Source organism: Candidatus Peregrinibacteria bacterium, from assembly GCA_016699755.1.
GTDB lineage: Bacteria > Patescibacteriota > Gracilibacteria > CAIRYL01.
Window position 1 is genome coordinate 1,097,870 of the sequence record CP065009.1, and the last position, 21,004, is coordinate 1,118,873.

The following is a 21,004-nucleotide window of genomic DNA, read 5'->3' on the forward strand; positions in this document are numbered from 1 at the left end:
TTGAATGGTAAAACAGGGCATAGAGGATACAAGGGTGTTTTTTGTTTTCGCTTTGCCGTTGATTTCAAGCGAAAGAGTTATATTGCAAAAAACAAAGAGGGGAAAAACTACACAGAAGCAGTTCTTTTGGTAGAAAAGAGAAGTCCCATTTCAAGTGCCGCTTCTGGTTCTTTGAATCATAGAGAGAAGAAGGGGTTGGAACATGTCAGAGAAAAGATTGAAAAAACTTGAGAATCTCAAATAATTTCGGTTAAAAATGGCACGATATTTTTTCAACACAAAGGCAACAGTGGAGCAATGTAACAGTATTTCCGTTGTAAAAATGAAACAATGGGGATTTTTTGAAGAAAGTTTTCGGAGTGGCTCTTTTACTTGGGGAAATGGTCAAAATAAAACAAGAGTGGAATATTCTTTTTCTTTACCAGAGAAAAAGCTTCGGCTTCAGTATACTTTCACAAGTGATCCTGACGACCCAAGGGCAGAACAGGACTACACAATACACCTCAGCACTACTCCGTGCCGTTATGGTGGGGTTCGGTATTGGATGCACTGCCCAAAGTGCCAAAGAAGGGTGGGGAAACTCTTTCTTGGTGGAAAATATATTTTCGCTTGTCGGCAATGCTGGGATCTCACTTACAGCATTTGTAATGCTTCGGGTCTTGAAAGAAGAATGGGGAAAATTCTTTGCTTTCCTGATCTTGATGAAGAGTTTTCAAAGCTCAAGAGGCGATATTATCGAGGAAGAAAAACAAAAAAGTATAAGAGGCTTTTGCGTCATTCGGACAAGATAGACAGAGCATTTTTCTTTTGGGGAAAAGGTTTGGAGCGGAGAAATGAGGCACTCAGAAAGTGTGTGTAAGCCGCCCCAAAATAATCAGAAGAACAAAGAGAATCTCAAGAAAAAGAGAAGACGAAAAAGGCGGCGTCACTTTACACAACTTATATTCGTGTAAAGTCTTCCCTTATTCCTTTGGGATTTTTTGAGGGTTTTTTTATTTGTGGGCTTTGGCTTTTTTTCAGCAACAAGACTTTTACACAATATCAGTTGTGTAAAAGCGGTTGGAGCGGAATGTTTCGAGATTGGGAGGGGTTTTCTTGTCTTGCACAAAAGGAGGAAAAAGCCGCCCGAAGCTGGACAGGGAAAGTGTAGGGCGGCTTTTTCCGGGACTTTTGGAATATTTGATTTTTTCCATTTTTTTCTTTTTTTTGGCACGATGGAAAAAATTCCCATCAAGATATGTACAAAGATGATTCAATCATTTCCTCACTTTTCTCTTTGCTGAAAAAAGACTCTCGTTTTTGGAATGAAGAAAAAACGGAGCTGAATGAAACGAAGCTCAAAGACCACGCCGACAAGCTCGATACTGAGCTTTTGGAGCTCCTTATGAATGATGAGACTATGAAAGAGCGGTTTTTTGTATCAGTGGGGAAAGCGTGGATTTTTAAGAATAATGATTTCAAATTTTTTCTTGAGGAAAATAGTCTTGATAACAGCTACACGCAATTTGAAAACAAAATCGGTCTCACGGCAGGAAATAAACTTTTGAGGGAGCGGAGTGAAGTGGTCCTGAATTTTCCGTATAAAGATTGCGTACTGGAAGGAGGACAAACGACCGAGGAGGGCATGGAAACGGTGTTTGAGTATGATGAGAAGGCAGAAGACTTTTCTGAAACCAAAAAAAAGAGGAAGGAGATCTTTTTTAATGAGATTTTGGCGAGGGATGAAATTGACCGACTGGAAGAGGCAAAGGCTTTGGTGAACTGGAAGAAATGGACCAAAGACGGGGAGGAAAAAGTGGAGAAATTGGAGAGAGATGAAGATGGAACGATAAAAGAAAATTTGATCATAAAAGGAAATAACCTTTTGGCGTTGCATAGCCTCAAAAAGCAATTTGCGGGCAAAGTAAAGCTGATTTATATTGATCCGCCGTATAACACGGGAAACGATGGTTTTAAATACAACGATAATTTCAACCATTCCACTTGGCTGAGCTTTATGAAAAACAGGCTGGAATTGGCAAAAGAACTTTTGAGAAATGATGGTGTGATTTTTATTTCAATTGATGATAACGAACAAGCATATTTAAAAGTATTGATGGATGAGGTCTTCGGAAGAGAAAATTTTATAACAAATTTTATTTGGACAAGAAAGAAAAAAGGATCTTTCTTATCCAAAAAAATTAGGAAAATGACAGAGTTTATTGTTTGTTATACAAAAACTCCTAATAATTTTTCTTTTTATGGAGAAGATGCGTACTCTGACAAATGGCAACCCATAGTAAAAAGAACAAACTCTTTAAAAGAGTTGAAAATTCCACAAAATACAGTTTCTACTGTATTAAAAGATGGGATATATAAAAAAGGATTTCAAGGTACAACGGAAACGGGCATTGATTTTTTAAATAATTTTGAAGTGAGAGAAGGGGTGATTATTACAAATTTAGACATAAAGGGAAGATTTGTCTGGACACAAGATTTTCTTAATGAGGAGATTAAAAATGGCTCAAGAATATCATTATCAAGTAAATTTGGTTTCAATGTTTTGAGATATAATCAATCAGAGAAAATAAAAACTCCTTCGACTCTTATTAATCAAGAAAATGGGGTCGGGACAAATGAAGATGCTACTCAAGAATTAGCAAAGATATTTGGTTCAGGGATTGGAGAAATGTTTGCTTATAATAAGCCAACTTCCCTTTTGAAATACATAATAAATATGCTTACATTTAATGAAAAAAATGCGATTATTCTTGATTATCATGCTGGCTCTGGAACCACTGCTCATGCCGTTTTAGATCTGAATAAAGAGGATGGTGGAAATCGGCAATTTATTTTAGTGGAACAAATGGACTATATTGAAACAGTGACGGTTCCACGAGTTGAAAAAGTAATAGAACAGCAAGGCGGTGGAAGTTTTGTGTATTGCGAGCTAAAAGAATGGAATGAAGAAGCAAAGCAGAAGATTTTGGCGTGTGGAAGCATAGAAGAGCTGGAAACGCTTTTTAAAGAGCTGTATGAGCGGTATTTCCTCAATTACACGGTTTCGGTGAAAAAATTCCGTGAAACGGTTCTTCCCGATCCTCGTTTTCGCTCTCTTCCGCTCAAACGGCAACAAGAAATGTTTTGCAAAATGCTCGATCTCAATCAAATGTATGTTCCCGTTAGCGAACGAGAAGATGCTCTGTACAGCATTTCAAAAGAAGATTTGGAGGTGATGGAAGAGTTTTATGGAATTTTGTAATTTATTTTCTATGCCATGAAAAATACTATGCTTACCCTCTTTGACTATAAAAATATAAAGGTTCGCACCGTCATAATAGACGGTGAAATTTGGTTTGTTGCGAAGGATATTTGTGATGTTTTAGAGCTTACGAATCCTACTGAGTCTATGCGTTCATTGTCGGATAAAATGAAAATGACACTGGAGGGAAAAGAAAGCATCCTCAGTATTACTGAGGATCCTAATGCCGTGAGAATTTCGCTTATTTCAGAGCCAGGGCTTTATAAACTTGTTTTTAAGTCTCGAAAGCCAGAAGCAGAAAAGTTTAGTGATTGGGTGGTGGGAGAAGTCTTGCCAACTATCCGAAAAACAGGAAGCTATGGCACGACAAAAGCCCTCAGTCCTATGATGATGCGGTTTAGTTTGAACTCAAAACAAAACAGTACTTTGGGGTATTGGTCCATGCTCAATAAAATGGTGGAGCTTTTTGCTCTTCCGCTCGAACACAACGGCTTTGAGATACCTGAAAATGTTATTCCAGATATTAGTACCGGACAGCTTTTTAGTAAGTATTTGAAAGAAAAAGGGCATGATCCAGAAAGAATATGCAAAACCTATACGCATATTTATCCAGATGGAAGACAAATCCCCGGGGTGCGACAATATCCTGATTCTTTGTATCCTCTTTTTACCGAATGGTTCCAAAAAGACTGGCTTCAAAAAAGATGTGCAAAATATATTATCGACAGAACAGATGATTATATTCTTCCCTATTTACAGAATACCTTTCCGAATATGATTGAGTACAAAGAGCTGAAAAAACTCAAAAAAGATAATACGAAATAATTTTGTTTTCCTCCTTTCTCATGACCGACCAAAAATACCTCTTTGATTTAGTACTGGAAAACACGGGAAGGCGAGTCCTTTCCAAAATTGAAGTCCCCGAATATATCACGCAAAATTTGCGTTTCCCTCTTTGGGATTGGCAAAAAGAAGCTCTTCAATATTTTTTGGCGTTTGATGATCCAGAATTTGAGTATGAAAAGCCACTGAATGATCCGAGCCACCTTCTCTTCAATATGGCAACAGGGACAGGGAAAACGCTTCTTATGGCGTGTTTGATGCTGTATTACTACCAAAAAGGACACCGAAACTTTCTCTTCTTTGTAAACCAAAATAATATTGTCGATAAAACAGAAAATAATTTTTGCGATCCGAACCATAACAAATACCTCTTTGCGGAAAATATTGTTCTGGATGGAAAGACCGTAAAGATAAAAAAAGTGGAAACCTTCTCGGATAATAGTGATGACATACAAATAAAATTTACTTCGATTCACAAGCTTCACAATGATATTTACACGGTCCGAGAAAATGCCGTGTACCTCGAAGATCTCCAAAATAAAGATATTGTCATGCTGGCAGATGAAGCACACCATTTGAACGCTGACACGAAGAAAAAGAAAAATGAAGCGGAAGAGCTTGGACTTGAATTTATGGAAGAACTCAAAGAGGGGGCTTCTCAAAAGGATATTGAAAAAAGCTGGGAAAATACGGTGATGAACAAGATTTTGAAAAAAGGGAGAACAATACAAGAAAAGAAAAACAACAATGTACTTCTGGAATTTACGGCGACGGTTCCAAAAGATGAGAGCGTACAAGAAAAGTACCGAGAGAAAACCATTTTCAAATTTGATTTAGAGGCATTTTTAAAAGCCGGATATACCAAAGAAATAAACCTTATTTCTTCCTCTTTTGATAAAAAAAGAAGAATTGTACAAGCCCTTCTTTTTCATTGGTATAGGCACAAAATTGCCCTCAAAAACAGTATCCCCAATTTCAAACCCGTTATTCTCTTTCGGAGCAAAACCATTGCCGAATCAGAAGCGGACTATCAAGAGTTTTTGGATATTATTGAAAATCTTACTTCAAAAGATTTTGATTTTCTTTTGAGCATAGAAGAGAAAATCACCGAAGGAAAAGAAATCTATCAAAAAGGGCAAAGCCGCATTCAGGGAATTGTATCTTTCTTGGAAAAAAATGATATTTCCTTTCAAGAAGTTATTGAGTTTTTGCAGTATAACTTTTCAGAAAAACACTGCATTATTACCAACTCAAAAGACAAGGGGGCAAAAGGACCAAGAGGAGCAGATAAAACAACGCCAGAACAAGACAAGCTTCTTAATAGCCTCGAAGACAAAAACAACCATATACGGGCAATTTTCACCGTCCAAAGGCTTACTGAAGGATGGGATGTGCTCAATCTTTACGATATTGTGAGGCTTTATACAGGGCGAGATGAGGGAAAAGAAGCTTCAGGAAAAAGAAAAGCAGGAAGTTCAACCACTTCCGAAGTGCAACTCATTGGGCGAGGGGTACGATACTTTCCTTTTGCGTATAATGACCACGACAAACGAAAACGAAAATTTGATGGAGATTTAGAGCATGAAATGCGAATACTGGAAGAGCTCTATTTTCATAGTGATAATGATGAACGGTATATTGATGAACTCAAAAGGGCATTGAAAGAACAAAAACTCATTCAGGATAATAAAAAGATTAAAACCTTTTCTTTAAAATCTTTTTTTCAGGAAAGTGATTTTTACAAAGAAATAAAAATTTTTGTGAATGAAAAGCTCGAAAATCCAAAAAGAAAGAAAAAAACATTGGAAGAAATACAAGCAGACTGGGAGTTTTCTCACGCTATAAAAAAAGAAAGAACAAAAGAAGAACAGGTGGGAATTGGAGATAAAGATAAAAAAGATAAAACACTCTATAAAAGCGAAATGCAAGAAGGAAAGACAGAAAAAAAATATCTTTCTGACTTTGAAAGACACCTTGTTTTGAAAGCCCTTCATGCACACGGAAGAAAAGCAGGCTCCCTTTTATCTTTTGAAAGACTCAAAGAGGAGCTCGATATACAAAGCAAAGAAGAAATACTCAAAAAAGAGCTTTTTGGTGGTCTTTCTTTGAATGTGATACTCCCCAAAGGAGAAGCGTGGGAAAATGTCTCAGGAGGGCAAAAAATAAGTATTTTGCTTGCCTTCTTTGGGCAAGTAGAAAATGAAATGAAGGCATTTTCACGCCCTCATATCGGAAGCGAGTTTTTTCCCGAAAAACTCAGTACATTTTTTGAAGAACCAAAAGAAAAAAGCATTCTGGAAGAAGATGAGAACAAGAGACTTGAAGAAGAGCTTTTGCAAAAAAATTGGTATGTATTGAACGGCTTTCATGGAACGGGTGAAGAAATAAATCTGATTAATTCCCTAAAAAACCATATGGGGAACTTGGAAGAGAAATATGAAGAAGTGTATCTCCTCAGAAATGAGGAAGTATATAAAATCTTTTCTTTTGAAGATGGAAAGGGCTTTCAGCCAGACTTTTTACTCTTCCTCAAGACCAAAGAAAAAAAGCTCTCTTATCAAATTTTTATAGAACCAAAAGGAGGACAATTTTCCGACAATGAAGGAGGCTTTCAAAATTCAAAAGAAGGATGGAAAGAACAGTTTTTACAAAAAATCTCTGAAAAGTACGGAAAAGAAAATATTTTGAAAGAAGAAGGGAAGGACTATCTGCTTTTTGGGCTTCCTTTGTATAACGAAAAGCAGAAGGGGGGTTTTGAGAAAGAATTTTCTTCATTGTACGAGAAAGAATGAGCTGGCAAAGAGTTACGCTTTTGGCATTTTTTAAAGAAAACCTCTCAAAGGCTTTGTTTGTTCTTTTATTTTCGGGGATAAGCCTCCTTTGGTATTTCTTTTCAGGAGAACCCTTTGAGTGGAAAGAAATTGAGGTTGTTGATGCTCTGGAATGGCAACGCCTTTTGTATAGTGCATTGACCTTTGTTTCTCTTGGAGCATTTTTATATTGGATCAAGTTTTATAAATTATTGCATTTTCTCTTTGTAGAAATACTTGGAGATTTTAGGGCATACAAAGAGATTAAAGGTATTATTTGGGGAGGATTACTTCTTTTGATGTATTTTAAAATTGTTCCTTGGTGTGTGGGAATAATAAACGAAGGAATTTCTTTTTTGTATAATATTACGGCTTTTGTGCTGTATTTATTCCCTCCTCTGGGTATTTCTCTGATACTTTTTGGAGGATTTTTTCTTATCAGAAAACGGAAGAATCCCAAATGATTTCGGTTTCAAAAATGACCAACTTTCAAATAGAACTGGCAGAGCCCGAAAAACTCTTTCTTGTGTATTACGCGCTTTTTTACCACAAAAAAAAGGATTGGAAAGAAAGGCTCAAAAGAAAATATGTTTTTCTTGATGTAGGAGCGAGGGCGTGTTTGGAGGATAAGGAAATAAAACAAAGCCTCAATGATTTCTATGAAGAAGAAATCCTGACTTCTTTTTATATTTGGGACTACAAAATAGAAAAGAAGGAAGATAAAGAAGAAAATATTGATAAACTCTTTTTTTTCGGAAAAGAAAAACCAAAATAACTCCCAAAAGATATAGGATTTCTCAAAGAATTTCCTGATATTGGAGGGTGGAATAGTGATTTTCAGTATTATGACATTCTGGCAGAGGTCAACGAAAAAAAAGCAGATCAATATATTTCTGAATATCTCGAAAAGTGGGAAAAGAACGATTTGTATTTCATAGAATACAATATTTTACGAAGAGAAAAACAAATGGAAATAGTTGTGAAAGATATTTTTTCCATCATAAAAGATCATTCTCATACAAACTTTCTCATTCATGAACCAAAAGAAGAAAAAATAAAAAATGAAATAGATTTTGTCGCTACTGTTCTTTATCTGGAGAGTATTGGAGATATTGAAATAACAGGTTTTTTCTCAAAAGATGTTTATTTTGCTTCTCGTGACAAAGAAGAAATTCATTTCCGTATTTCCCTTACAGAAAAATTCTTTGAAGACTTTACTTACAGCAAAAAAACAGGATTTGTACATTTTGATTTCAGGGAACTCACCACAAAAGAAAAGCATAAAAAAATATTCTTTGATCCTCCCTTTCGGCTTTGGACACCGAAAGCAGAATACCGAATGAACAAGGGAAAATTTCCCTATGAACTCATGAGTGTTTCCTTTGATGACATGGCAATAAAAAGCGTTCAAATAGAGGATTTGAAGGCATTGATGAAAGTGGAGGAAAAAGAGATTCAAAAAGGAATTGAGAATTTCAGAGCAACACTTCGAGAAAAATTTTCTTTCCCTACAAATGAACTCTTTTTCTCGGTACAAGATGGAGAAATAACCCTAAATCCAAAAATATTCAAAAAAAGGGAAAAAAAGGAAGAAAAAGGAGGGGAATAGGAGTATTCTTAGGAAAGCCCCTCTGGAAGAATAGGGGCATGGAAACGGAGATAACGAGAATAAAAACGGCATTTAGTGACTTTGAGTTTTTTTGCCATTACCCTGAAGAAAACCCAAGGGGGGCAGAAAAGGACATTACAGGTGTTCTTTCTCATATTGGCGTTTTTGATACTTTGAAAAAATATCAAGATTGATACCAAAATTTATTTGGGTTACAGTTGGCTCAATGAAAGAATTTCCAAGTGAAAACAGCGAAAAAAGAAGAGTTGCTATTTATATTCGTGTCTCAACTGCTGAACAAAAAATAGATGGATACAGCCTTGAGGCACAACAGAAAAAACTTCTTGATTATGTAAACAATAACACTGCGCTCAATCTCACAACAAAAGAGGAGTGGATTTTTACGGATACTCACACGGGAAGTGATCTGATGCGCCCACAACTGGAAAAACTTCGGGCAGGAGTTCGAGAAAGGAAATTTGACGCGGTTTTGGTTTGGAAAATTGATCGCCTTTCTCGGAGTCTCAAGCATCTCCTCATGATGTTTGAAGAAATGGAAAAGCATGATGTGAGTTTTGTATCGGTTCAGGAGAACATTGATTTCAAGGGTCCTATTGGCAAATTGATTTTTCAGATATTCGGAGCTATTGCCCAATTTGAACGCGAACTCATAAAGGGAAGAACGCAAATGGGAAAGATCGCTTCGGCAGAAATGGGGAACTATACAGGAAATGCTATTCCGTATGGATATGAAGCCGTAAAGAATAAAAGCGGAAAAGGAAAGCGTCTCAAGATTATTCCACAAGAAAAAAAGTGGGTCGAAAAGATGTACGAATGGTCAATTTATGAAGAAATGGGTCTTGGGCAAATTACCAATCGACTCAATACACTTGCAGTTCCAAGAGGAAATCAAACAAAAGGAAAAGGGGGTCTTTGGACAGAAAAGATGATTAGAAATATTCTCTCCAATCCAATATACAGAGGGGAATTTGTGGCAAACAAAAAAGATGAAAACGGAAGAATGCTTCCCGAGGATAAATGGACAGTAGTGGAGATTCCTTCTTGTGTTTCTGAATTTACCTTTCAACAAGCTCAGAATGCTCGTAGCGAACGAAAAGGAAGCGGATCAGGGACAGACTACCTTTTGAGCGGAAAAATCAAAGACATGAGCCTTGAAAAGCCAAAATCATTTGTTGGAAAAAAACGCTCTGACAACGCCTATTCTTACGCCAGAAAGCAATTCAAAGGAAAAGATGGAACGCATCACTCTGTTTTTGAGATTCCTGCCAAGCAGATTGAAGAATATGTTTGGGGAAAGATTATGGAAGCCATGAAAAATCCAGAAATCTTTATAAAAACCTACCTTTCTCAGGAATATTCTCAAAAAACCAATATTCTCCAAATCGAAGAAGAAATTGCACTCCTGCGAGAAAAGAAAATGAATTTGGAAATGAATATCGCCAGAATTGAAAACGCCTTTGAAAACGGAAGCTATTCAGAGGAAAAGATGGCAAAAAGAATTATGGAGAAAGAAGAAGAAATGAGCCGAATTGAAGAGGAGATACAAGAAAGGGAAGACAGGCTTATTTTTTTGAGTTCTCTTGATATTGAAGTGAAAAAGCTCAAAAGCGCATCAGAAGAAGTAAAATACCGGTTGGAAAACCTGACCCCAAAGCAAAAGAAAATTCTTTGTCATTTGTTTGTGGATCGAATTGAAATGAACCGAACACGAGAAGAGTCCAAATGGAAAGTGAGTGCAGAAATCTTTTTTCGGTTCAACCCTCAGAAGTTTGTGAATGGGCAGGAGGGGGATAGAATCGGAAAAGGGCTTGAGCAAAACAAAAAAAAGACCTCTTCGGAAGAAAAAGTCTTGAATGGTGGCCGGGGGCAGAATTGAACTGCCGACACGTGGATTTTCAGTCCACTGCTCTACCACTGAGCTACCCGGCCTCACAAAAAAATACTGAGCTATTCTTCCTCTTTTTTTCCGCCTTGGCAAGATTATCCATTTCGAAGAAATAAAAGTGCCTCCTCAACGCTAACATCTCCATGAACTATCTTTGCCATTGCCGCTACAAATCGCTCTGGATTTTCATGTTGAAAAGCATTTCGACCAATGGAAAGTCCGGCACATCCTGCGTCCATAGCACCACGAATCATCTTGAGCGTTTCTTCCTCTGTAAGCTTCGACCCCCCCGCAATAACAATGGGTGCAGAACACCCTTTTACCACTTCTCGCATTGATTCAGGATCCCCCGTGTAGTAGGTTTTAACAATATCCGCTCCTAACTCTGCTCCCACTCGAGCGGCAAGTGCCACTGATTCCATTGATTTTTCGGGATGTTTCAGGCCTTCTCCACGCGGATACATCATGGCGAGAAGAGGAATTCCCCACTCTAAGCATTGTCCTGCAATTTCTCCCAAATCTCGCAGTTGTTGTGATTCTGTTTTTGAACCAATATTTACATGAACCGATACCGCATCTGCTCCCATTTTTATAGCACGTTCTACAGTATTTACAAGAACCTTATCGTTCGTATCAACAGGGTTCACGCATGTTGAAGCAGAGAGATGAAGAATGAGTCCTACATCTTTTCCATGATGACGATGCCCATACATAGGAAGCCCTAAGTGTCCGATAACAGCGTTTGCTCCTCCATTTGCCACGGCATCCACGGTTTTTCCTACATCAATAAGACCAGGAATAGGTCCTTCGCTCACACCATGATCCAGGGGGATGATAATAGTTTTTCCTGTATTTCGATCAAGAATGCGTTCTCTTCTGATATATTTTCCGGTCGTTGTCATATTTTGAGAAAGAAAGAAATACCCCTTCACTTTTTTTTGAGGGGGACGGAGGAGAAAAATGGTTTTTCCAAAAGCTCTCTGCCCCTCTTTCAGGCAAATTGATAAAAGCCAAAAAACCAAAACCACTTTCTCATACGCTCCAATCCTGCCGAGGAAATTGAGAAAAATCAAGAAAAAGAAATGCGAGATTTTTAGTATAAAGAGATACATCACCGGATTTTGACTTTCCCTTATAAAAACGGCAACGTGCGGTATGTATTTGCCGTCTTCTCCCATGAACACTTCTGAGGGTTCCTCTCTGAAAACCAGTCGATTTTCTCCCCATATTCTGAGGATTTTTTTTGGTGTTCTCATTCTCTCTTTTTTGGGAAGTGCTTTATTTTTTCTCCTTCCTTTTTTTGCTGATTCACCAGAGGTGTCTAGTGGATTTGTTTCTGGAGTAGAACGAGATATAGCAAGCAATGGTTCCTTTCTTGTTTCATTCACAGAGCCAATGAATCGGAAAAGTGTGGAGAATGCCTTTTTACTCTCCCCTTCTCTTGATGGCGATTTTGAATGGGAAAGTAATGCAGCATTCCGATATGTTCCAAAAAACTCTCTTACAGAAGGAGATCGTATAACGCTTACCATTGCTCCTTCCGCAAAAAGTCATCGAGGGAAAGAGCTTCTTTCAGAAGTACAACTCATATATCGCGTTGTGAGTCCTCCAAAAATTTCGCTTATCACCCCCATAGATTCCGCCTCATGGCGAAATGTTCAACGAGCACAGTCCGGAGAAGAGGGAAAGCAAATTCCCGAAACAACGCTTATTCGTCCTGGACAACCTGTTACCGTTCTCTTTGATCGTCCTATTCATGCGCTAGGAGAAGAATCTGCTACCACACTTCAGCAATTTCTTACAACAGATCCACCTGTTTCAGGGGAATTTCGTTTTCTGGGAACAAGTGCCTTCGAATTTCGCATAAATGAGGAACAATGGCCAGTGGCACAAGAAATAACAATGACTCTTCATGAGGGTTTTCCCACAGAAGATGGTGGAAAGACACTTTCTGGAGCATCATGGAAGCTCAAAACACCGGTTCCAAAGCTTGTTTCCGTGCGTACCGGAAATATCTCTTTTTCAGAAGATTCCGAAGAAAACACGTTTCATGCAGAACATATTTCCCCAAATTCAACGCTTGTCCTTACGTGGAGTGATCCGGTAGAACTCGGCAGTTTTTATGAACATTTTTCCATTACTCCAGATCGATATTCACAGCAAAAAGATCAGGCAATGGACGACATTCTTATTCAGAACCCCGAAAATCCCAAGGAAATTATTCTCGATTTTGACCCTCCTCTTGTTCGCGAAGAAAATATTGTTCTTCATATCTCAACGGGTATTTCCCCTCGATCTGGAGATCTTCCCACAGAAGAATCGTATTCCATTTCATTTCAAACTCTAAGAGACCCTTGTTTCTCTCTTGTGAATGATGATGGGAATCAAACTTCTCATGAAAATATTCGTCCAGGATCATCGGTGACACTCGAATTCTGTACGCTGATGACATATTGGGATGAGAAAAAAGGAGAAGAAAAAAACCAATCCGAAGATATGCTTCGTCACCTTTCTCTCACACCAGAGATAGATCCAAAAGATATCTCCGTCTCTTGCTCTGGGACGCAGTGTTCCCTTACTTTTCCTAAAACACCACAAACTGAATATTCCTTGTCTCTTTCTGAAGGATTAACAGATGTTTTTGGACAACCGATATCTTCAGAAAAAGACCTCTCCGTTTCTGTTGGCGACTATGCTCCTTTTCTCACCGTAATGACTCGAGGAGATGTTCAAGGAGTTTATCGTTCCGATCAGCCGGCATCGGTGTATTTGAGCGCACGAAACGTGGACAACGTGCGATTTGTAACATGCGAAATTCCTGAAGAAAAAGTTCGCCAAATTGAAGGAGAAGGAGGATGGGGATGGTATCAGTTTTCGTGTGTGGGAAACCCTACTCGCAAAGAAAAAAATATACCCGTTCCAGGAACACCAAATGAACTCATTACTTTTGAAGCCCCCCTAGAAGAAGCCAATGCACGCACGCCATTTCTTTTTTGGGAAGCGAGTTCTACTCAGGTGGTAGATTCGTGGAGCAAAAAACCGTTTGTATTTTCGGGAGTTGCCTTTCGTGTCAATGCATCACTCACCATTAAAACAGGCTCTAGCAAGGCACTTGTTTGGATGACAGATTTTACCAGTGGCGCTCCGGTATCGGGAGCAAAAGTAAAGCTCTCTGGAAGTGATGGAAAGACATTTGCAGAGGGAACAACAGATGCGACAGGGATTGCCTCATTTTCGCTTTCGGAAGAGCACTCTCGTTTTTTCGCCATGGGGCAAAAAGATGAACTTTTTGCAGTAGCAGGAACTGAGTGGAGTCGCGGTATTTCAAATTGGGATTTTGGCATTCCGTTCGATTGGAATTCATTTGAAACCCGCACCATTGGAACCACATTTACTGATCGCCCCATCTATCGTCCAGGTGATACTGTACAATTTAAGGCAATTCTTAGAGATGATCGTGATGTGCTCCTTTCTCTTCCAAAAGCAGAATCGGTTCGCGTTCGTATTGAGAATAGTCAAGGAGAAGAAGTTATAAATGAGCTATATCCTATTTCTTCTTCTGGGACATTAAATGGATCGTTCTCTACTCCTGACTCTGCCCCTACAGGAAGATATTTTCTTTTTGTCACCAAGGATAAAGAAGAAGACTGGATTACTGATACAACATTTTGGATGGAAGAGTATCAGAAGCCACCGTTTCGAGTGAATATTACATCAGCACAGAAAGAATATGTTTCCGGAGACGATTTTTCTGCAACTATCAATACTTCTTATTTTTTTGATGCACCGCTTCCAAATGCACGTATCTCTTGGCATGTAGTAGAGACAGATCTTTCCTTCGACCGCTGGAAAGGAGAAGGTTGGTATTCTTTTGGGAATGAAAAGGGTTGGTGTGAATGGGGGTGTGAAGAAAATCAGGAGGTGCGCTTTCAAGGGGAGGGGGTCACTGATGAAAATGGAATGCTCGCCATTCATTTTCCCCTTAAACTTTCTGAAAACCGCCTTCTTACACTTCGGGTAACAGCAGTCGACGCAGAAGAACGAACTGTTTCCGAAAGTGCCACTTTTCCCGCATTTTCGAGCGCATTTGTATTTGGCGTCCGAAGTGATCAGTTTTTTCTCGATGATACCGATGAAACAGTTTCTGCAAATGTTATTGCGAGCGATACCAACGGGAATCTCCTGTCTGGAAAGAAATTCTCTGCAAAACTCCTTCAGGTGACATGGAACAGCATTCAGAAACAAGATGTTGATGGAAATTTCTACTGGGAGAGCGCAGAGGAAACAAAAGAACTCGAAACAGCTTCTGGAACAACAAACGTTGGAGGAAAAACAGATATTTCGTTTTCACTCCAAAAAAGTGCTAATTACTACGGTCAACTTCGTATTCTCGTAGAATGGGAAGATGACCGAGGAAACACTGGCTCCTCTTCGGATAGTGTCTGGAGGAGTTCTGCCGAGTATCCTTCGCCATGGCGACGAGAAAACAATGATCGCATTTCGCTTCAGTCGAGTGAGCTAGAAGTAAAGCCAGGAGAAAGCATCACTATCCTTCCAGAATCTCCTTTTGCAGAAGAAGCCTATGCTCTCATTACCGTTGAACGACGAAATGTCCTTCAAACACAAGTCACAAAGCTTCTTCCCGGACAGCCCATCATTCTCCAAACAACAGAAGATATGATCCCCAATGTATTTGTTTCTGTTATTCTCTCGAAGGGAAAAGGAAAGTTGGGGGAAGCAGAAAATATGATTCGAGAAAGAAAGGATGTCAAAGAAAATATTGGGGTGCTTTCGGAAAAAATTACCGCCCTCATGCGCCAACAAGAAGAACTTTCAAAAAAACTTGTAGAAACAGGGGATTCTGCAGAAGTAGGTATTCAGAAAGCTATATCATCCGTAGCACAACAAATTCAAACCATTTCTCAAGAAAAAAAGAGTGCAGAAGAAAAAGACGCATCGCTCACAAAAACCATTGAAGAACTCTTTGGAAGCAAAGATATTCCCGAACTTGGAGCAGAGTCACCTCGCCCAGAAATGAAGATGGGGATGATTCCTGTTCGAGTTTCTCCCGAAAGCCGTAGACTCTCTCTTACTATTACCTCTGGAAGCGAAGAATACCTTCCCGGAGAAGAGGCAGAACTTTACTTTTTAGTAACAACTGCGGATGGTGATCCAGTAGGCAATGCCGATCTTTCGATCGCCGTGGTAGATGAATCGCTCTTGGCACTGAAAACACGAGAAAATGAAGATCCTTTTGCGGTATTTTATGCTCTCCGTGACCTTGGGGTTCGCACCGCACACTCTCTCGTGTACTTCATTAACCGGATTGATGTCACCTCACAAAAAGGAGAAAAAGGTGGTGGTGGTGGTGAAGATTTGGAGATTCTTCGAAAACGACGAGGTGACTTTCGAGATACTGCTTTTTGGCAAGCGGAACTCAAAACAGATGCCAGTGGAAAAGCAACGGCAACATTCACACTTCCAGACAATGTCACCACATGGCAAGCATGGGCAACAGCAAATACCCCTGATTCTCGCTTTGGAAGTGCCAAGGAAAATTTTGTGAGTCAAAAACCTCTTTTTATAGAACCCATTACTCCTCGATTTTTTGTAGCAGGAGATACGGCACTTATAGGGGCATTGGTACACAATGGCACAGAAGATGAACGTATTATTGGATTTAATTTTTCGGCAGAAAATGCGGAAGTTCTTCGAAAAGACACCGAAAGTTTCACACTTTCTGCAGGAGAAAGTCGAAGCCTTTGGTTTCTCATTCGCGCAGAAGCAAACAAGGAAAACCGCCAAGGAGATCCTCTTCCCATCAATCTTCATTTCTCTGCAAGGGGTGATGCCGAACGAGCTATAGATTCGATAGACTGGAGCATTCCGGTAAAAGCACCCATTTTAGGAGAATCATTCGCCACAAATGGAATACTTTCAGGAGAAAATGTAAAAAAGACAGAATCACTTCTGCTCTCAAAAAACACACTTCAAAACGCAGGATCCCTTTTTCTCTCCGTTTTTACGGGACTTGGCGAGAATTTCTTTGCCGATCTCGATTCACTCATTCACTATCCCTATGGGTGTGCAGAACAGATTATGAGCGCGCATATTCCAAATGTCCTCCTTTGGCGTCTGTACCAAGAGAAAAATTCTCTTCTTTCTCCAGAAAAAAAGGATGAGCTCGAAAAGAATATTCGTGAAGGGATTCAGCGTATTCTTCCGCTTCAACAATCTGATGGTGGTTTTGCACTCTGGAAAGATTCTGAAAAGAGTCTCCCCTATCTCTCCTCTTATATTCTTTTTGGATTGGAGCAAACCCGTCTTTCCGGATTTTCCGTGGACGAACAGGCACTTGATAATCTTCGAGAATATGTGTGGAATATTTTAAAAACTCCCCCCCTAAAAAATTCTCCCGATACACTTTCGCAGTGGGATACGATGGCATTTGCCGCTTATGCGCTTTCGGAAGGCATTCCTTTTGATCTCTCGCTTTTTTCTGTTTTTGCAGGAAATACCGATAAACTCACCTCCGAAGGAAAGAGCTTTCTTCTGCTTGCTCTTTTGAGCCGAGACTTCTCAGAAGAAGCAGCACAAAAACTAGAGGAAAAACTCACTACAGAAATAGAAGCATCCGTTGTCCAAACCGATCGAGACACATTTCTTCCGGGAGGAAGCGATGCAAATTTTGGCTCCGATATTCGCTCGACCGCCATTGGCTTTCTTGCACTAAAAAAAGCAAACCCTGATCATCCACTTCTTCCAAAATTTCTCTCCTACCTCCGTGGACAGAAAAAATCTCCAGCAGAATATCTTGGCGGAGCATGGGGGTCTACCCAAAGTACCTCATGGGCGCTCCTCGCATTTCTTGAGATTCTTAAAGATTCTTCGACAACCGAAACAGAAATCCGTGGACTCGTGAATCTTTCGCCAGTTCTTTCTGCAACGCTCTCATCAGAAACACCAGAGACAACCGGAAGCGTTCCTGTGAGTGATCTTATTCTCAATTCAAAAAATAGTATCGATATCAGCTCTAGCACAGGGACAGCGTACTACGACATTGTTGCCAATACATTTATCCCTGCAGAAGATGTAACAGAAAAAAATAATGGATTTGGTATAGTGCGCGCCTTCTTTCGCACAGAAGATAAAGAAGAGAAAACTCCTGTCTTTTCCGCAAAAAAAGGAGAACTACTCCGCGGAAAAATTTCTCTTCTCGTTCCAGAAAACCGAAATTATGTCGGTATCACCATTCCACTTCCTGCCGGTCTGGAGGGCATTAATTTTGCACTCGAAACAGAAGATGAATCACTCAAATCATTGATCAATTCTTGTGACTTCCATTGGTGTCCAGAGAATGACCTTTGGTACTTTGGACATCGAGAATTCCGAGATGATCATATTTTTCTCTTTGCTGACTGGCTTCCACAAGGAAGATATGAATTTGAGTTTCTCGCGCGAGCAACGACAGAAGGGGAATTCCGCCTTCTTCCCGCAAAAGCAGAACAGATTTATCGACCAGAAGTATTTGGAACTTCTGAAGGAGATCTATTTATTGTGGATCGTGCGAGCGAATAAGGGGGAACAAAAACCCTATTGGAGAAGATCTTCTTTTTTGCCATACTCTCTTCTGTATTCTTTTTTATAAGGAGTAATGCTCAGAACACATACCTGCGGACAGCTTCGCAAAGAAGATGATCAACAAAGAGTAACACTTTGTGGATGGGTACACCGTCGTCGCGATCATGGTGGTATTATTTTTATCGATTTGCGCGATCGCCACGGATTGACCCAAATTGTATTTGATCCAGAAGCAAGTGGGGATGCCCACCACATTGGAGAAACGGTTCGTTCGGAATATGTACTCCGCATCACCGGATCCGTTCGTCAACGCATGGAAGGCATGGAAAATGCGAACATGGACACAGGAAACATTGAAATATTGGTATCAGAAGTAGAAATTTTAAATACGGCTAAAACACCACCATTTGAAATCGATCAAGACAAAGACGTTCGAGAAGACTTACGACTCGAATTCCGATACCTCGACCTTCGTCGAGAACACATGGCGCGGAATATTATTCTCCGTGCAGAAATGACAAAAACCATTCGAGATTATTTCTGCGAACACGGATTTCTCGATATTGAAACTCCTATTCTCGTAAAAGGTACGCCAGAGGGAAGTCGAGAATATCTTGTTCCTTCACGATTGCATCACGGAAGTTTTTATGTTCTTCCGCAATCGCCTCAACAGCTCAAACAACTCCTTATGGTAGCGGGAATTGATCGATATTTTCAAATTCCCCGATGCTTTCGAGATGAAGATCAGCGTGGTGATCGCCAGCCAGAATTTACACAAGCAGAAATCGAAATGAGCTTTTGCGAACAGGAAGATATTTTACAAGTTATTGAAGGATGTCTTGTTGCCCTTACCGAAAAACACGCACCAGAGAAAAAATTTCCAAAATCGTTTCCACGAATGACTTGGCAGGAAGCCATGGAACAATATGGCTCCGATAAACCTGATGTTCGATTTGACCTTCAATTTACCGATCTTACAGAAGCAAAAGAAGGATGTGGATTTGGCATTTTTGAGAAATCCGAGCGACTCTTTGCTTTGCGATCTCCAAAATCTTCAGGAGAGCTGACACGGAAAGATATTGATGATCTTACAGAACTTGCGAGAAACCATGGTGCTGGTGGACTTGCTTGGCTTCGCATTGGAGAAGATTCCGGTCCTGTGGCGAAAAACTCCAAAACAGAATTCCTAAAAACCGTTACAGAAAAAACTGGAAGCCAATCGGGAGACATTGTATTTTTTGGTGCAGGGGATTTTCGACAAGCAACCGAACCTCTCGGACAAGTACGATTATCACTTGGTGATCGTTTTGGACTGCGAAATCCCGAGGAATTTGCGTATCTCTGGGTGACAGATTTTCCTATGTTTGAAAAAGGAGATGACGGAAGCATTGGCGCCGTGCATCATCCATTCACCCGTCCCCACAAGGAAGACCGCGCTAAGCTCAAAACTGACCCTCTTCATTGTCGATCAGTGGCGTATGATGTGGTGCTCAATGGCATTGAACTCGGCGGAGGCTCTATGAGAATTCATGAAGCAGATTTGCAGGCAGAGATTTTTGATATTTTAAAGATTTCCCCAGAAGATGCCCAAAGACGGTTTGGACATTTGCTTCGGGCATTTCAATATGGTGCCCCTCCACACGGAGGACTTGGCATTGGTCTCGATCGACTGGTTATGCTTTTTGCCGGCATGCCAAATATTCGAGAAGTTATTGCGTTTCCAAAAAATCAAAGTGCGCAAGACCTCATGCTTGGTGCCCCAAGTCCAATGCCAAAAAATCAGGTGGAAGAACTCGGGATTCAGCTCATAGAAAAAAAGGCATAGGACTCGCTATCTTTCTGGAAAGAGCATGCTTTCAATTCGCCTTTTGAGTTGATCCATCCCCTCTCCTTGCTCTGCAGAAAGACAAATCGGACTTTGATTGGAATATTCCCGCAGCGGAAGAAAAGAAGCATTTCCTTCTGCAATTTGTTTTCGCTCCAGAATTCGATCGTATTTATTGAACACGAGGATGCGTGCCTGATTTTTGCAATCAATGCGCTGAAGAATGTCCTCTGTAGTTTCTATTTTTTCGCGATAATCGGGGTCGGAAATATCCACAACATGAATAAGTATATCTGCCTCACGTGCTTCAGTAAGCGTTGTAAGGAACGATTGAATAAGCTGTGGTGGGAGATCGTGAATAAAGCCAATGGTGTCCGCTACAAAGATGCTTGTCTTTACAGAGGGAAGCCAAAGCACTCCAATTTTGGTTTCCAGCGTCACAAAAAGGGCATCATCCACTTTTATTCCTGGTTTTCTTGTGAGGACTTTCATAAGGGAAGATTTTCCGGCATTTGTATATCCCACAAGCGCCACCACCGGCATCCCTGTTTTTTTTCGATTATTTTGTTGCGAGAGCATTTTCTTTCGGGTAACCGCGAGCTTTTCCTCAAGAAATTTTATTTGCCTTCGAATATGTCGCTTTTCCTCTTCAATCCCCCTCTCTCCTGCTCCACGTGTTCCAATTCCAGCTCCAGAACGCTCAAACAGTGTTGTGGCTTCTCGTGCATAAATTTTGGGAATATCATGATGGAGTCGTGCCAATTTAATTTGTGCTTTAGCTTCGGGAGCACTGGCATGCCGATCAAATATCTCAAGAATAAGATCAATGCGATCCCATATTTTTATGTTCTTTGGAAACAGTTTACTGAGATGAAGATGCTGATTTGGCTTTAAAACACCATTAACAATAACAAGATCAATATTGTTTTCTCTCGCAAATACAGTGGCTTCCTCTATTTTTCCTTCTCCGAGGAAAGTTTTTGCTGATGGACGTCCGCGCTTTTGAATAATTTTTTCTACGACAATTCCTCCCACCGTTTTTACAAGCGCCAACATTTCATCAATACTTCTGTATTCTACAAATTTTGTTTTTCCCAAAGGAAAAACGTTAAGAATAATGGTTTTTACTTCGTGAATATATTTCATGCGAACATTCTCTCAAAATAGAATTTTTCAGCAAATTTCTGAA

General features: G+C 39.9%; 12 protein-coding genes and 1 tRNA gene. 10 read left to right on the forward strand and 3 right to left on the reverse strand.

Annotated features, from left to right (window positions below):
* The first annotated feature begins 256 nt into the window (after positions 1-256).
* The 8 genes from IPN35_04935 (at position 257) to IPN35_04970 (ending at position 10,400) form a co-directional block, all read left to right on the forward strand.
* A complete protein-coding gene (locus IPN35_04935; protein QQS58908.1) occupies positions 257-859 on the forward strand; it encodes a hypothetical protein in 603 nt (200 codons plus the stop codon).
* Positions 860-1,804: 945 nt separating this feature from the next.
* Positions 1,805-3,241, forward strand: coding sequence for a site-specific DNA-methyltransferase (locus tag IPN35_04940; GenBank protein QQS58909.1), 1,437 nt, complete (start codon positions 1,805-1,807; stop codon positions 3,239-3,241).
* 15 nt (positions 3,242-3,256) lie between these two features.
* On the forward strand, positions 3,257-4,066 hold the full coding sequence (locus tag IPN35_04945; protein QQS58910.1) for a Bro-N domain-containing protein: 810 nt from the start codon (positions 3,257-3,259) through the stop codon (positions 4,064-4,066).
* A 20-nt stretch (positions 4,067-4,086) separates the two neighbouring features.
* Positions 4,087-6,876: a DEAD/DEAH box helicase family protein gene (locus tag IPN35_04950; GenBank protein QQS58911.1), complete on the forward strand. Its 2,790-nt coding sequence runs from the start codon at positions 4,087-4,089 to the stop codon at positions 6,874-6,876.
* On the forward strand, positions 6,873-7,358 hold the full coding sequence (locus tag IPN35_04955) for a hypothetical protein (protein ID QQS58912.1): 486 nt from the start codon (positions 6,873-6,875) through the stop codon (positions 7,356-7,358). Before IPN35_04950 ends, IPN35_04955 begins: the two co-directional genes overlap by 4 nt.
* A 14-nt stretch (positions 7,359-7,372) precedes the next feature.
* Positions 7,373-7,669 (forward strand): hypothetical protein, encoded by a 297-nt coding sequence (locus IPN35_04960; GenBank protein ID QQS58913.1) that lies wholly within the window; start codon positions 7,373-7,375, stop codon positions 7,667-7,669.
* Between the two features lie 192 nt (positions 7,670-7,861).
* Complete coding sequence (locus tag IPN35_04965) at positions 7,862-8,503, forward strand: hypothetical protein (protein QQS58914.1); 642 nt, start codon at positions 7,862-7,864, stop codon at positions 8,501-8,503.
* 226 nt (positions 8,504-8,729) lie between these two features.
* The gene (locus IPN35_04970; protein QQS58915.1) at positions 8,730-10,400 is read left to right on the forward strand and encodes a recombinase family protein; all 1,671 of its coding nucleotides are present in this window, start codon (positions 8,730-8,732) and stop codon (positions 10,398-10,400) included.
* On the opposite strand, the gene IPN35_04975 is transcribed toward IPN35_04970, so the two are convergent.
* Both IPN35_04975 and IPN35_04980 read right to left on the reverse strand, forming a co-directional pair.
* Positions 10,379-10,453: transfer RNA gene (locus IPN35_04975), tRNA-Phe, on the reverse strand. The two genes, IPN35_04970 and IPN35_04975, sit on opposite strands and share 22 nt — an antisense overlap.
* 51 nt (positions 10,454-10,504) lie before the next feature.
* A complete protein-coding gene (locus tag IPN35_04980; protein QQS58916.1) occupies positions 10,505-11,311 on the reverse strand; it encodes a class I fructose-bisphosphate aldolase family protein in 807 nt (268 codons plus the stop codon).
* 274 nt (positions 11,312-11,585) lie between these two features.
* Between IPN35_04980 and IPN35_04985 the strand changes: the two genes are divergently transcribed.
* Both IPN35_04985 and aspS read left to right on the forward strand, forming a co-directional pair.
* The gene (locus tag IPN35_04985; GenBank protein QQS58917.1) at positions 11,586-17,987 is read left to right on the forward strand and encodes a hypothetical protein; all 6,402 of its coding nucleotides are present in this window, start codon (positions 11,586-11,588) and stop codon (positions 17,985-17,987) included.
* Between the two features lie 76 nt (positions 17,988-18,063).
* Positions 18,064-19,815, forward strand: a complete 1,752-nt coding sequence (gene aspS, locus IPN35_04990) for an aspartate--tRNA ligase (protein QQS58918.1) — start codon at positions 18,064-18,066, stop codon at positions 19,813-19,815.
* A 6-nt stretch (positions 19,816-19,821) separates the two neighbouring features.
* Here the strand turns inward: aspS and hflX are convergent, their stop codons facing one another.
* Entirely contained in the window at positions 19,822-20,961 is a 1,140-nt protein-coding gene (gene hflX, locus IPN35_04995; GenBank protein ID QQS58919.1) for a GTPase HflX, read from the reverse strand.
* Positions 20,962-21,004 lie beyond the last annotated feature (43 nt).